Source organism: Aurantibacter sp. (genome assembly GCF_042094015.1).
In the GTDB taxonomy this organism is placed as follows: Bacteria; Bacteroidota; Bacteroidia; order Flavobacteriales; family Flavobacteriaceae; genus Aurantibacter.
The window spans coordinates 1-15,067 of the sequence record NZ_JBELDZ010000006.1; the positions used below are offsets into that span (position 1 = coordinate 1).

Annotated in this window: 15 protein-coding genes; 2 read left to right on the forward strand and 13 right to left on the reverse strand. The window is 30.1% G+C overall.

Features of this window, described 5'->3' with window-relative positions:
* The 11 genes from atpA to ACFDSN_RS01800 form a co-directional block, all read right to left on the reverse strand.
* Positions 1-1,180, reverse strand: a 1,180-nt coding sequence (gene atpA, locus ACFDSN_RS01750) for a F0F1 ATP synthase subunit alpha (protein ID WP_375238102.1), incomplete at its 3' end; no start/stop codon positions are given.
* 58 nt (positions 1,181-1,238) lie between these two features.
* The gene (atpH, locus tag ACFDSN_RS01755; RefSeq protein ID WP_375238103.1) at positions 1,239-1,775 is read right to left on the reverse strand and encodes an ATP synthase F1 subunit delta; all 537 of its coding nucleotides are present in this window, start codon (positions 1,773-1,775) and stop codon (positions 1,239-1,241) included.
* A gap of 8 nt (positions 1,776-1,783) precedes the next feature.
* Entirely contained in the window at positions 1,784-2,281 is a 498-nt protein-coding gene (locus ACFDSN_RS01760; RefSeq protein ID WP_375238104.1) for a F0F1 ATP synthase subunit B, read from the reverse strand.
* Between the two features lie 87 nt (positions 2,282-2,368).
* A complete protein-coding gene (atpE, locus tag ACFDSN_RS01765) occupies positions 2,369-2,557 on the reverse strand; it encodes an ATP synthase F0 subunit C (RefSeq protein WP_053973883.1) in 189 nt (62 codons plus the stop codon).
* 45 nt (positions 2,558-2,602) lie between these two features.
* On the reverse strand, positions 2,603-3,742 hold the full coding sequence (gene atpB, locus ACFDSN_RS01770) for a F0F1 ATP synthase subunit A (protein ID WP_375238105.1): 1,140 nt from the start codon (positions 3,740-3,742) through the stop codon (positions 2,603-2,605).
* Positions 3,743-3,880: 138 nt separating this feature from the next.
* Complete coding sequence (locus ACFDSN_RS01775) at positions 3,881-4,252, reverse strand: DUF6168 family protein (RefSeq protein ID WP_375238106.1); 372 nt, start codon at positions 4,250-4,252, stop codon at positions 3,881-3,883.
* The gene (locus tag ACFDSN_RS01780) at positions 4,249-4,488 is read right to left on the reverse strand and encodes an AtpZ/AtpI family protein (RefSeq protein ID WP_375238107.1); all 240 of its coding nucleotides are present in this window, start codon (positions 4,486-4,488) and stop codon (positions 4,249-4,251) included. The genes ACFDSN_RS01775 and ACFDSN_RS01780 overlap by 4 nt, the downstream gene beginning before the upstream one ends.
* Positions 4,460-4,846 (reverse strand): polymer-forming cytoskeletal protein, encoded by a 387-nt coding sequence (locus ACFDSN_RS01785; protein WP_375238108.1) that lies wholly within the window; start codon positions 4,844-4,846, stop codon positions 4,460-4,462. The genes ACFDSN_RS01780 and ACFDSN_RS01785 overlap by 29 nt, the downstream gene beginning before the upstream one ends.
* A gap of 8 nt (positions 4,847-4,854) precedes the next feature.
* The gene (locus tag ACFDSN_RS01790) at positions 4,855-7,443 is read right to left on the reverse strand and encodes a hypothetical protein (RefSeq protein ID WP_375238109.1); all 2,589 of its coding nucleotides are present in this window, start codon (positions 7,441-7,443) and stop codon (positions 4,855-4,857) included.
* A 210-nt stretch (positions 7,444-7,653) separates the two neighbouring features.
* A complete protein-coding gene (locus tag ACFDSN_RS01795; protein ID WP_375238110.1) occupies positions 7,654-8,361 on the reverse strand; it encodes an ABC transporter ATP-binding protein in 708 nt (235 codons plus the stop codon).
* A 4-nt stretch (positions 8,362-8,365) separates the two neighbouring features.
* Positions 8,366-9,838, reverse strand: coding sequence for a DUF5687 family protein (locus ACFDSN_RS01800; protein WP_375238111.1), 1,473 nt, complete (start codon positions 9,836-9,838; stop codon positions 8,366-8,368).
* A 194-nt stretch (positions 9,839-10,032) separates the two neighbouring features.
* Here ACFDSN_RS01800 and ACFDSN_RS01805 point away from each other — a divergent pair, with 194 nt between their 5' ends.
* Positions 10,033-11,085 carry a 2Fe-2S iron-sulfur cluster-binding protein gene (locus ACFDSN_RS01805; RefSeq protein WP_375238112.1) on the forward strand — a complete coding sequence of 351 codons (1,053 nt, stop codon included), beginning with the start codon at positions 10,033-10,035 and terminating at the stop codon, positions 11,083-11,085.
* A gap of 30 nt (positions 11,086-11,115) precedes the next feature.
* Here ACFDSN_RS01805 and ACFDSN_RS01810 read toward each other — a convergent pair whose 3' ends face one another.
* Positions 11,116-12,096: a helix-turn-helix domain-containing protein gene (locus ACFDSN_RS01810; protein WP_375238113.1), complete on the reverse strand. Its 981-nt coding sequence runs from the start codon at positions 12,094-12,096 to the stop codon at positions 11,116-11,118.
* Between the two features lie 209 nt (positions 12,097-12,305).
* Here ACFDSN_RS01810 and ACFDSN_RS01815 point away from each other — a divergent pair, with 209 nt between their 5' ends.
* Positions 12,306-14,036: a hypothetical protein gene (locus tag ACFDSN_RS01815; protein WP_375238114.1), complete on the forward strand. Its 1,731-nt coding sequence runs from the start codon at positions 12,306-12,308 to the stop codon at positions 14,034-14,036.
* Positions 14,037-14,039: 3 nt separating this feature from the next.
* Here ACFDSN_RS01815 and ACFDSN_RS01820 read toward each other — a convergent pair whose 3' ends face one another.
* A complete protein-coding gene (locus ACFDSN_RS01820; protein WP_375238115.1) occupies positions 14,040-15,056 on the reverse strand; it encodes a glycosyltransferase family 9 protein in 1,017 nt (338 codons plus the stop codon).
* Positions 15,057-15,067 lie beyond the last annotated feature (11 nt).

Below are 15,067 nucleotides of genomic sequence, written 5' to 3' on the forward strand. Positions count from 1 at the left end.
TACCACCAACACGAGATACAGAAATACCTACGTTAATTGCTGGACGTACACCAGAATTAAATAAATCTCCATCTAAGAAAATTTGTCCATCTGTAATAGAAATTACGTTTGTTGGAATATATGCCGAAACATCTCCTGCTTGTGTTTCAATAATTGGTAATGCTGTTAAAGAACCACCACCTTTTACAATTCCTTTAATAGAATCTGGAAGGTCATTCATTTCTTTAGCAATAGCATCATTATTAATGATTTTTGCAGAACGTTCTAATAACCTTGAGTGTAAATAAAATACATCTCCAGGGTAAGCTTCACGTCCTGGTGGACGTCTTAATAATAAAGAAACTTCACGGTAAGCAACTGCTTGTTTAGATAAATCATCAAAAACAATCATAGCTGGTCTACCAGTATCTCTAAAATATTCTCCAATAGATGCTCCTGTAAAAGGTGCATAAACTTGCATTGCTGCTGGATCTGATGCGTTTGCTGCAACAATAGTAGTATAAGCTAAAGCGCCTTTTTCTTCTAATGTTTTAGCAATTAAAGCTACTGTTGAAGCCTTTTGACCTACAGCAACATATATACAATATACTGGCTCACCAGCATCGTAAAATTCTTTTTGATTTAAGATAGCATCAATACAAACCGCAGTTTTACCTGTTTGTCTGTCTCCAATTACTAACTCACGTTGTCCTCTACCAACAGGAATCATAGCATCAATTGCTTTAATCCCTGTTTGCATTGGCTCTGTTACTGGCTCTCTATAAATAACACCTGGCGCTTTACGCTCTAATGGCATTTGGTAAGTTTCTCCTGTAATTGGTCCTTTACCATCAATTGGGTTACCTAAAGTATCTACAACACGACCAACAATTCCTTCACCTACATTAATAGATGCAATACGATTTGTTCTTTTTACTGTAGAACCTTCTTTAACTCCTGAAGCTGTACCTAATAATACAATACCTACGTTATCTTCTTCTAAGTTAAGAACGATACCTTCTAAGCCACCTTCAAATTCTACTAATTCACCATACTGTGCATTAGATAATCCGTAAGCACGTACAATACCATCACCAACAGTTAATACTGTTCCTACTTCATTTAATGAAGCACTAGCTTCAAAACCTGAAAGTTGTTGTTTTAAGATCGCTGATACTTCAGCTGGTTTTACTTCTGCCATTTTATTTAATATTAATTCGCTAAAAGTTAGACGTTAGATACATCTAATTTCTAAGCCTTTAGTTTAATGTAAATTCTCTTTTTAATTTGTTTAATTGGTTAGCAATACTTGCATCGTATTGTAAATCTCCAACTCTTAAAATAAAACCACCTAAAATAGTTTCATCTATAATATTAGTTACTGTAACTGATTTTCCCGTTAATTCTTTAACCTTAGCTAAAACTTTAGTTTCTAAATCTCCAGACAAAGCTATTGCTGTAGTAACTGTTGCAGTTTGATTTCCAATAGCATCATTATATAAACTAACATATTTAGAAGCAACTGCTCCAAACATATTTAATCTATTGTTTGCAATTAATGTATTGATTAAATCTACTGTATTTTTTTTTGTGTTAGGAAACACTGCTAATAAGGCCGATTTTTTTACCTCAGCACTAATTACAGGACTTTGTAAAATATCTTGTAATTCTTTACTTCCATTAACCGTATTAGCAATTAAACTCATATCTGTATTTACAGTTTCTGCTGTATTTTGATCTTGAGCTAAAGCTAAAACTGCTTTGGCATAACGTATGGCTGCTCTTGTTCCTGACATACTTATATTTAATTTAAAGTTGCTTCACCTAACATAGACTCAACTAATTCTAATTGCTTGTCTTTATTAGATAATTCTTGACGTACTACTTTTTCTGCAATCTCTACAGATAAACCAGCAACATGAGATTTTAATTCTGCCATAGCAGCTTTTTTCTCACCTTCAATTGCAGATTGTGCTTGAGCAATCATAGCATTAGCTTGTGTTTGTGCTTCTTCTTTAGCTTCTGAGATCATTTTATCTTTCATCTCACGAGCCTCTTTAAGCATCGTTTCACGTTCTGCTCTTGCATCTTTTAACAACTTATCGTTTGAAGCTGTTAAGTTTTGCATTTCAACTTTAGCATCTTCAGCTGCATCTAATGCATTTTGTATTCCTTCTTCACGCTCAGTTAATGCATCCATAATTGGTTTCCATGCAAACTTTGCTAATAAAAATAATAAAAGAAGTAGGATTACTAATTGCATAGCAAACAACCCTATTGAAAAATCGTTAAATATATCCATAATACTTAAATACTTTTTTTGTTTAATTTGTTAAAAACAATTTCTGTAACCAACCGTTACAGAAATTGTTTTAGGTTTTTCTCGGAATTATTTTCCTAAAAGTAAAGCACCAAATGCTAAACCTTCTAATAATGCTCCGATAATGATCATCGCTGTTTGGATTTTACCAGCAGCCTCAGGTTGTCTAGCAATTCCTTCCATTGCTTTTCCACCGATTTGACCTAGTCCGATTCCTCCTCCGATTACGATTAATCCTGCTCCAATTAAATTGTACATACTAATTTGATTTTTATAATTATTAATTAAACAAATTCTAATTTATTAATGACTATGCGAATCTGCATGGTCATGATCATGTTCTTCTACAGCCATTCCAATAAATAGCGCAGTTAACATTGTGAAAATAAACGCTTGTAAAAACGCTACTAATAATTCTATTATAGTTAAAAACATAGTTAACAAGAATGAAATTCCTGTTGCCCCAACTGTTCCAAATTCAGATTTCAATAACAACATTAGTGCTGCAATTCCCATTACAACTGAATGTCCTGCAGTAATATTTGCAAATAAACGTACTAATAAAGAAAATGGTTTAATTAGTAAAAATCCAGCTAATTCTAAAACTGCTAAAATTGGACGTAATATTTTAGGAACTCCTGGCATCCATAATGTATGTGCCCAAAAATCTTTACTTCCGTTTGTAATATACACAACTAAAGTAACTAAGGCCAAACAAACCGTAACTGCTATCTGTCCAGTTACATTAAATCCTAATGGCGTTAAACCTAATAAGTTTAATATCCAAATAAAGAAAAATACCGTTAATAAATAAGGCATAAACTTTTTATATTTTTTCTCACCAATGTTTGGTCTTGCAATCTCATCACGAACATAAAGCACTAACGGCTCTAAAACTCTTCCAACTCCTTTTGGTATTCCATTACTTTTTTTATAACCTCTTGCTAAAGCTGTGAAACCCAATAACATTAATAACCCGGCCAATAACATTCCAAAAACTGATTTAGTAATAGAAAAATCTAATACTTTATGTGCATTTGTAGCGTGATGATCTTTATCAAAACTAACTGAAGTTGCACCAGCATCTAATTCATATATTTTGCTATGAAGTTTAACCAGTTTAGTGTTTCCTCTTGTAACTATTTCTGTTCCGTCATCATTATGATGAAAAGCTGAAGACATAAATGATTTTAAACCATCTTTAGTCCAAACAATAACAGGTAAAGGAAAACCAACGTGTTTTCTCTCACCATTATCTGCTGTGTAAGAAAACAAAGAGAAATCGTGAGAATCTGCTAAATGATGTTTTATGTAATCCTGAATCTCTTCTTTAGTATCAACATTACCACCATCTTTTTCTCCACCATTAGCAAATGCCACGAATGAAGTAAGTGTTAAAACCAATACCGCTATAAACTTGATAGATTTTGTTGCTACCATCATAATTTTCTAAACTTATAAAATTTATTCTTCGTAAATTTTGTGCAAATGTACGGAATAATTTAAAAAACCAAACGCTTTTTTGTGTTACTTTTATCTGTTGAAAAAAAATAAGGGATTTAAAATAAATATAGCTGTTAACTATTTGCTATTTAACAACTTTGCTACAGCAATTGCCTCTGCTATTAAAAAAATAAATAATGGTGCAACTAACGCTACGCGTTGTGTTTGAGACAGAACTTCTATAGAGAACACAGAAGCTTGAAAAATTAATACAAATGCACCAATTTTAAAACACATTAACATTAAATAAGCATAACCGGCTTGGTTTGGCAACTTATCTGCTACTATTTCTATACACGTATAAATTAAGATTGCACAAATAGCATGAAACACATAAATATTAAATAATGAAAAAACTAATTCTTGATTAAGTAAAGAATAGTGTAACGTATAACTAATAATAAAAAGTAATACAATTGCTATAAGTACTAAGACAATGCGTTTAATCATTTAGAGTTTTTATTATCGTTATTGGTTATTTTAAGGACTTGAAAAATTACTGAACCTATTGCAATAAATACAGCTAACATAGATGCTATTTTATAATATAACTGATCTTGATTGTTAAATTTTACATCTAACCATTCGCCTAGTTTACTACCTAGGTATATGGTTAATCCCATTTGTAGACCTATAGACGTAAATCTTATAAATTTATTAAGCTGTTTTTTGGGTTTTTCCGCCACTTTGCAAGTCTTTTACAGATGATGTCATTTTACAAGACACGTTAAATGTTGCTCCAGGTTCTACTGCTAATTTTTCAGTAATTACATCTCCTTCAATTTTAGCGGCGCTTTTTAAAGTTAATAATCCTGCAATTTTCATATCACCTTGAAAAGAACCTTCAAAATAAGCACAACTACTTTCCAAGGTTCCAATTATTTTTCCTTCTGCTCCTACAACAACTTTTCCTGTTGTTTTTACATTTCCTTCAATAATTCCATCTATCCTAATATCGCCTTCACTTATAAAATCGCCAGTAATTTGTGTTTTTTTAGCAATTATATTTTGAATAGCAGAAGTGTCTTGTTGTCCTCGTTTCATTACAATACTTATTTTAATTCTAAATAGTTATTTAGAATTTTATGGGTTTGAATTATGGTATAGTTTTCTGATGATATTCCAAATGCTGGTCTATCTAACTTTAATGTTGTTTTATTTTTTTTAGTCTTTTTGTTATTTTCGATCGCTTCATTTTCTTTTAACAATAAAGCAAAGCCTTTTGCACCTTGTACACTTGAAATTCCATGTACTACTACAAATTTTGTTTCTGGGTTATATACATCTTCAGAAACTGTCAAATCATAATAACTTATAGTTTTAACAGATTCTGTTAATTGTTTTTTAAAGTCTTCTATTTTATCAAACTCATCTGTTTTAAACGTGTAAATAGCTTTAAAATGCTTTGATTCTTTAGAATCTACAAATGTAGTGTCTTTAACTTTTTCTAAGCTCTTAACTAATTCTTTGGCAAGTTGCCCTTCTGGCGTATTCGCATAATCTAAAGCAATTGCATTTAAACTTGTTGTGTATGTTTTATAACCAAACAAGCGTCCTTGTGCTGTTGCTTTTAGTAGCTCGAATTTTGGCTGAATAGGTTCATCTGAAAAATACGAAGCGTAATTGTTAGATTCTGAAATAACCATTGCATAATTTTGTTCTTCCAACAATTTGTAGGTTTGTGCATATAAATATTCTGGACTTTCAGTGTCTAAAGTTTTTGCAAATTCTGGATTGCTTAAAATTTTAGCATATCTAGATTCTGGATAATTAGATATAATATCTTCTTTATAAAATGTAGCTTGAGAAGTTTCTTTTAACAACTCATTTATCTTAAATAAATTATATTTAGAAGGTAATACTAACTTTTCTTCCGGATTACTTTTTAATAGATTCTGGAACTTATCTTTAGATAATCCGTATTCCTTAAATTTTTCTTTATAAATTAAACCTAATTGGTAATAAGCGTAATTACGATCTGTTTTTAAGCTATCTATAATTTTTTCTTCTGTAGGAATTTGATCTATATAAAATTGAGGATCGAAAGTTTTTAAAGAGTCTTGAGAAATTGTAGTACCTATAGCTGCAATTGCATCATTGTTAAACGAAACATTTCTATTGCTTGACCATCGCCAATTATCTTTGTTTTTACGTTCTCCCCAAACTTTAGAAAACTCATTTTTTCCATATGCAACTGTTGTTGGATTGTAAAAATAGAAAGCAGAACTTAAACCTGAAGGGTTAGATTTATTTTTTACAAAGTTACCAGCATCAAAATCGTTTGTTGCTAATCCTTTTTTCCTAGCTTCAATCTCTAAGCGTTCTTTTTCAGCTTCAGCTTCAGCTTGTAATTTATCTGTGTATGCAGTAAAATAATCTAAACGTTCTGTTTCAGACATTCTAGTTAGCATTAAAATACTATCGTTTACTTCGGCAATACCTTCATAAGTAATTACATCTTCTAGGTTTTCTCTTTTTCGTTTTATAACTCTGTACGGTTTGCTATTTAGTTTTAGATTAACCATTGTACTATCAAAATACGCACCAGCAGTTTGATAATTTGCATTATCAAAATAATAATCTCCTAAAATAAGGTAGTTTTTTGCGTTTAATTTTTTGTCTGATGTTGTTGCTCTTAAAGATTTATTATAATAAGATATTGCAGTAGAGTCTTTATTGGTTTTTAAATTATAATCCGCAATTTGATGATAAATTCTATCTAAATATGGTCTGTTTTCATAATACTCTTCTAATCGCGTTAAGTGTTCTTCAAACTCTAATTTATTTCCGTTTTCATAATCAAAATTCTTAGTTTTTTCTACATAAGCAGACACTAAGTATTTTCTAGGAATTTTTCGATTAAGTTTTATAACCTCATCAAAAGCCATATTGGCGCTGTCAGTTTCTTTTAAGTTATTATAAAGCTGACCTTTTATAAAATTGAAACGTGCTTTTTCAAATGGCTTTTTAGTTTCTAAAGCTGCAATTTTAATTTGTGTTAATGCGCTATCTATAGATTTTATGTTAATATAAGCTTGAGCTAAAACTGATGTTGCATCTGATAATTCTTGTCCTTCTAACTCTTCTTGCTCTAATAATCTTTTTAAGTTTTTTATGGCAATTTCATTGTTTTCTAAACGAATATTTGTTTTTTCTCGCCATACTTTAGCTTGGTTAATCTTATCGCTTAAAGGATACTTATAAAGAATGTAATTAAACGACTCTAAAGCTGGAATAAAACGCTGATCGAAATATCTGGCTTGCCCTAATAATAAATAAGCTTCGTCTATTTGCGGGTTTTTTTCTTTTCCGCCAATATTCATTCCGTGTTTTTGTATGGCTGCAACTGCTTTTTCTTCAGCTTTAGTAAAATCTGCGTTTTTAGATTGCCCAGGAAGTATTATTTCCTCTGTAACCTGCATGCGTTCTACTGGCAAAATTTCCCAATAATCGTCTGTGTAAGCTTTATTTAAAGCGTCTCTACCTTGGTTTAAGGCATTATAACCATTAAATAAAACGTTATATTTTGTGGTTAAAGCATGGTAATTCCGACTTATAAACTTGTCTTTTTTACGAGAACAACTTTGCAAACTTAATGCTATAAATAAAGCAAAAACAGCTATTTTAAATCCTATTTTCAATGTGATAATATATTTATAATAATATAACTTAAAACTAATACAATTAGTATGTGTAGTTCTGAAAGCACGTAAAAATAAGCATCTTTTTTTTAATAGCTTAATAAATTGCTAATTCTAAATTTTAAATGATAAATCAACAGCTTTTAAAATAAAAACTCAACCTATAGAAATTTCTATAAGTTGAGTTTTTTAGGGCTATTTTTTATAAATCTAAACTAAGGTTTCACCAGAAAAATGAGCCTCTAATTCTTTAAGTGTTGCTGCATTAGTTTCTAAATCTTTTACAATTTCTCCTTTTTCTAAAACAACAATACGCTCACAAACATCTGTTACGTGTTGTAAATCGTGACTTGAAACTAAAACCATTACTTCGTTCTTATTAGCTAAATCTTTAATAATCTCTTTTAATCTAATTTGTGTTGTTGGATCCAAATTAGCAAAAGGTTCGTCTAAAATAATAATTTCAGGATTTCCAATTAATGCGGCTATAATACCTGCTTTTTTCTGATTTCCTTTACTTAAATCGCGTAAATATTTTTTCTGATTTAAAATTTCACCGTGAAAAAAATCTTCAAATTGAGCTAAAAGCTTATCAACTTCTTTTTTAGACTGACCTCTTAAATCTCCAATAAAATAAAAATATTCTTCGGCAGTTAAGTAACCAATCAGAAAGGTTTCGTCTATAAAGGCAGATGTAAAAGGCTTCCAGTCTTCACTTTCATTAACTTGAACATTATTACTTATTATATGTCCAGTTGTTGGTTGAATTAAATCTAAAAGCAGACTGAAGTAGGTTGTTTTTCCTGCACCATTATTTCCTACTAAACCAAAGCTCTGACCTTTAGGAATATCTAAAGAATCTATATTTAAAACCGTATTACTGTTATATGTTTTAGATAAATTTGTTGTTATAATCATATCTTTAATTTGTTTGTTTGTAGGCAGCTAAAGTTTTATATTTTTCCGATTTGTAAACACGTTCTATAATTGCAAATACTTTATTTTTTAATAAGAATCCTAGTAATCCAAAAAACACAACTAATATAAAACCAAAAGCTTCACCATATAAAAAATGTCCAGCAGCGTAAATTACCATTGGTAATAATAATTTAGGAATGGTTAATAATAAGGTTTTTACATTAAATGCTTTTTTGTCTCCAAATGCTTTTTTATTAGATGTTAAGTCTATTGGTGTTTTAATATAAGCTCCACCCCAAAGTACAATATGAGAATTTACTCCAATATTATAGATTGCTCCTGCTAAAACAGCTGCATAAGCTTGCCAACCAAAATACAAATAAAATGAAGCTAAAACGGTAGAAGCTATTGTGGCAATCACCATTAAATACCATTTAGACTCTAAATACAGTCTGTATTTAATATTCTGACTCATTAATAACGGATAATAAGCACTATCCCAACTTGGCACAAATTGTCCAAAACTGAATAAAAACCCACCAGAAATAAATATACCTGCAAAAATGCGCCAAAAAGGTCCATCATACATTTCTACTGCTCCAGTAAAAAAGAGTAAGCCATAAAATATAAAAACAACACTCATTATTACTGTAGTTTTTGAACGCTTGTTTCGTTTTATTAATTTTATATCATTTTTTAAAAAGGTTGAAACGCTTCCGAAACGATCTAGCCAAGTCATATTATCTGTCTCGCCAATCTTTACTTTTGTTGCTAATCCAGCATCTAAATAAAAATGCTTTTTAAAATAGTTAAATGCCAATCTGTATAGAAACACAGCAAATACAATTGGAATTAATGCTAGGTATGGTTGATTATAGAAGGCTTCGAATATTTGAGATGTGTAAATAGTAATATCAAAAACATTAAAATACATTAGCGCACCTAAACTAGCGATTACAGATAATACACTGATAAAAACAACATCTTTACTGTTTACAAATATGTTAATAAAGTTGTTGCAATAAATAAGTGCCATTGCGCCTAAGTGCCAACCTATAACATTTAAACCATTGTGTCCTTCTATAATTAATACTACAGAAAACGGAATAAAGAAAAAAGCATGTAGTATGTTGAAAAAAGACACTATTGTTTTTCCTATTCCAAAGTGAATAATAGTATCTTTTTTAAGCGGTAAATATAGAAATGGTTTAATATTTACTACAGGCATTTTTTGCATAAAATAGCGAATTGCTATATCTACAACCACATAAAATATTAGAAATTGATTAACAACAACTAATGGGTCTTTTTTTAGTACTTTCTCTATTAAATAATATGCGCCAACGCCAATTCCTAAAAAACAGAGAATCATAAAAAACGCACCAATAGCCATTAAAATCTTTAGGGCTAGGTTTGTTTTAAAAGATGCAGATCTAATAAAAGATTTCCATTCTAAACTTATAAATTGCTTTATCATTTAAGTTGAAGTTTTTTAGTCTTAAAACATTTGTCTTACAAAGTTACATTTTGTTACATAGAATATTCTGAATAAATCTTTTTTAACAATTTTTATGAGTTTTCATATAAACGATCAACTCTTAAGTCTGTATTTTATGACAAAAATCAGTATGCAATACAATTAGCTTCACTATTTTTGTAAAAAAATTAAAAATGGCACAATTTAATACGCTAAACATAAAATCTATAAATAAGGAAACAAACAAAGCAGTAACTTTAAGTTTTGTTGTTCCTAGTCATTTAGCTTCTCAATATACTTTTATTGCTGGACAATATATTACGCTTAAAACAACTGTTAATGGTGAAGAAATTAGAAGAGATTACTCCTTATGTTCATCTCCAAAAAGTGGCGAATTAAAAGTAGGAATTAAAGCTATAGAAAATGGTTTGTTTTCAAATTATGCCAATTCTAACCTTGAAGCTGGTGATACATTAGAAGTCTCTACTCCACAAGGACGCTTTAAATTTGAACCAAACACTACAAAAACCAGAAGTATTGCTGCTTTTGCCGCAGGTAGCGGAATAACACCAGTTTTAAGTATTGCAAAATCTATATTAGAAGAAGAACCAAATAGTAAATTTGTTTTAGTTTATGGAAATAAAAACATAGCAGAAACTATGTTTTTACAAGAGCTTTTAGATTTACACCATAAATATAAAGAACGTTTTCATATTCAATTTTTATACAGTCAAAGTGAAGAGTCTAATGCTATTTTTGGGAGAATTGAAGAAAGTACTGTAAACCTAATTGTTAAAAATAAGTTTAAACACGTTGCTTTTGATTCCTTTTATCTTTGCGGACCAGAAGGAATGATTTATACTGTAACCGATGTTTTAAAGTCTTATGATATAGCTGAAGATAAAATCTATTTTGAATTATTTAAAGCTGCAAAAAACACAGCTAAAAACGATGTTAGCGCAACTGGAGAAACACAAATAACAGTTATTGTAGACGACGAAGAAGAAACCTTTTCTATGTCTCAAAAAAATACCATTTTAGAAGCTGCTATAGAAAAAGATCTAGACGCACCATATTCTTGCCAAGGCGGAATTTGCAGCAGTTGTATTGCTCGTGTTAAAGAAGGAACTGCTGAAATGCGACAAAATTCTATTTTAACTGATGCCGAAGTTGCAGAAGGTTTAATTATTACCTGCCAAGCACATCCTACTAGTACAACAATAATAGTTGATTATGATGATGTTTAGAGTGTAATAAACTGAATAAAAAAAGCGGTTTTATAGCACTTTTTCTTTTTTATATTGAGATGGCGTTAATCCTGTATACTTTTTAAAAAATGTGTTAAAACCAGATTTAGAATTAAATCCTGATAGTCCTCCAATAGCTTCAATAGTATATTGGTTATAGTCTTTATCTACCAATATTTTTTTTGCAAACTCTATTCGGTGTTCGTTTATAAAGTTAGAGAAGTTTTTATCGTACTTTTTATTAATTAAATACGACATGTATTTTTCATTAGAATCTATCTGTGTGGCTAATAATTTAACCGTAAGCTTGGGGTTTAAAAATACTTTATCTTCCAAAATAGCCTTTTCTAATTTATTGTTTAATTCTTCTAAATCAAACTGAAAATCACTATTTTCATCTATGTTCAATAAATTACTTTTTTTAAACACTTTATAGAGTATCCAATAGGAAAAAACAAAGTAAAAAAGATAGTAACCTTTTAAAAATGATTTAAATAGTGAGTCTGGTAAAATATAATTTTGAAAAACCCATATAACAATATACAAATCGTATAAAAGCACAAAAACAAGTAAAAAATCTTCTGTACTTTTAGGTTTTATAAAGCGGCTAAATTTTATAGGTTTTAATTTTTTAAATGATAAGTAACTAAAATAAACAGTTGTTATGGGAAATATAAATAATATGGTAATATAATTAACATAAGTCATTACATTTTCCACCACTTCATAAGTGAAATTCTCTTCATCTTTTTGAACTCCAAAATAAATAACACAAAATGTATTTACAATAAATAAAGTAGCTGGCAAATAATAACTTCTTTTATCAAAAGGCTTTACTTCTAAAGAACTAAATACAATATGATACAAGACTGGAGGTAATAATGTCAAGATTACAAAAAACATTAAAGAAACCGTATATATTATAGGTTCTATTAAAATTTCATTATAATCTGCAGAAACAATTAAACAAGCAAAAAGCAAAAACCATAAAAAGTAGAAAGCTAATTCCACTCTTGATTTTAACTTTTTTATGCAGTGATATAAAGAAATTAAAAAAACTATAAATGATATACAAATAATTGCGTTTTTCACTCAAAACCACATTTTAGAAGTTCAAATTTAAGGAAAATAGTATTAATTCTGTAATCTTGAACCTACTATATTAAAGATGTGCTAACAATACATTTAAATTTGAGTTTAAAGAATTAATCTTTAAAATTATGAAGACAATTTATTATTACACACTTTTAGTTTTTTTAACAATTACCATGTCAAATGCACAAGTTGGAATAGGAACAACAAATCCTGATGCTACACTGCACATTGTTGGAACAACAGTTCCGGGAAGCGTTGGTGGGCTAGTAGAGTTACTAAACGAAGATTTTACAGGCTACACTGTTGTAGAAAATAATTCTAGTACTGGCTGTACTGTAGATGGTTGGGAGAATACTACTACTGGAGATGCTAACGTAAATTGTACTTCTTGTTCAGGTAATTGGCTATATATAGACTCAGACGAAAGTGGATGTACTCAAAACGCTACAGCTATAATAAATCTTACAACTTCTCCAACCAACACAACAATAGATATAAGTTTTGACTATAGATATAATAACTTTGGAGCATCGGGAGATTCTTTTAGGGTTTATTTATACAACAACACTTTAAGCTCACAGCAAGGTGCAAATTTAATTAATACCACAGCAGATGCTAATACAAGCTATTCTAGCTCTATTACGGTAATTGCAAGTAACTCTTACTCTTTAAGATTTGAGTATAATGGTACTTTTGATTATGGTGCAAGTTTAGATAATGTCTTAGTGACAGAAACTTCAGTAGCTTCTGCAGGAGCCTATACTTTTAGATTAGAAGATGGGCAACAACAAGATGGTTATGTTATGACAAGTGATGCAAATGGTAACGCAACTTGGATGGCTCCATCTGGTGGCGGAGGTTCTGGAACAGATAGTCAAACATTAAGTATATCTGGAAATGATTTAACTATATCTAATGGAAATACTGTTACAATTCCTTCTTCTGGCGGCGGAACTTATTCTTTTGAAAATGGAATTACAGAGTCTGGTGGAACTGTACGATTAGGTGGAGCATTAACACAAGCTACATATATCGATTTAAATTCTCGTGATTTATATTTTGAAGGTACAGGAACTGGTGATATTACTTTTGAAGACAACTCTGGTCAACCACAAATGACAACTAATTTCTCCGAAGGCTATACCAATTTTGGGGCTGGTGGTGCTTTTGTAGACTCTGATGATGGTACTAGTTTTTCAGATACTTTTGGCGGTGGCCCTTTTACTAAAGAATTTGTTTTAGGGGCATATAATGGTTCTTCTGGTGGAACATCAATCGCTCTTGGCTCTATAGAGTATGTTGTTGATGGAACTAACGAATTGTTTTATGAAGGTGGAGGTTTTAGTCCAATGGATGATTTTAGCTCAGATTTAGGAGCAGATCCTTTTTCTGGAACAACTAGACGTTGGGACGATGTTTTTGCAGACGATTTTATTACACCAACAAACACTTACTCTAGAACATCTGGAAAACTCTCAACAACCAAAGACCTAAATAAAGGTTTATCTATATTAATGCAATTAAAACCTATTAGTTATAAAGATCAAATGACTATTAAGGGAAAAGCAATCCCAGAAAACACCAAGGAAGATAAATTAGGTTTTTATGTTGAGGAATTATTAAATGTATTACCAGAAGCTGTTAAAACATCTGATTGGGTAAGCTTAGATGAGTCAGGAAACAAAACGCATATTGTTTACAATAAGCCATCAGGAATTAAGTTTACACAAATTATTCCAGTGACTGTTAAAGCAATTCAAGAACAGCAAGAACAAGTTGAAGATTTAAAATCTGAAGTTGAGGAGTTAAAAAAACAAATACAAGAATTAAGAGATTTAATTAATGCTAAAAAGTAGAGTTTAAATTAAAGATTTGATTTTTTCTAAAACCGTTATTGGACTAATTGTTCCAGCAACGGTTTTATAATTTTCAGGATACTTATTACCATAAATACTTGTTGGTATTAAAGGAAAATTTTCTCTGTTTGGAATTAATTGATGTTCTATTGGTTGATTAAAAGGTGTAAAACCTGAAAATGGATGTGTATTTCCCCAAATAGTAACCACTTTTACACCAAACATAGCTGCTAAATGTCCGTTACCAGAATCCATACTTAGCATTAATTTTAAATTAGATATAATTGCGAGTTCATCTTTAAAAGTAAACTCACCAACCATATTATAGACATTAGCATTGTTTTTTTCAAACAAGCTTAATTGTTCTTTTTCTTTATTTCCACCACCAAATAATAAGACATTGTAATCTTGACTTAAAAACTTAATAACCTCTGCTATTTTATCTAAAGGATACATTTTAGACTCATATTGTGCAAAAGGAGCAATACCAATTAATGGTTTAGTTATATCTATTTTTAATATTGAAAATAAAAGAGGAAAGGCTTCTGGTTTTGGATATTCTAGTTTAGATAAATCTAATTTAAACCCTAATTTTCTAAACACATCTGCGTAGCGCTCATGAGAAGTTTTTAGTTGTTTAAATTGTTTACCGTTAACAAGTGCTTTTTTTTCTTTTCTACCTTTATCTATTTGTTTAAAAGTCTTCCCTAAGAAAAAACACTTCAAGATATTTGTACGTAAAACATTATGTAAATCTGCTACTTCAGTAATTTCTAAAGCTTTTAATTCTTTAGATAATTTATAAACACCTAAAACACCTTTATGTTTTCCTTTTAGATCCACTTTAAAAACAGATACATTTGGCAAACCTTTAAATAAAGGTGCAAAAAATGGTCGTGTTAAAACAGTGAGTTTTACTTTAGAGTTTTGTAACATAAATGCACGTAGCACAGGTACAGAAATAGCAACGTCTCCCATTGCTGAGAGACGTATAACTAAAATATGTTTTTGTTTTGGCATTAAAACCCTGC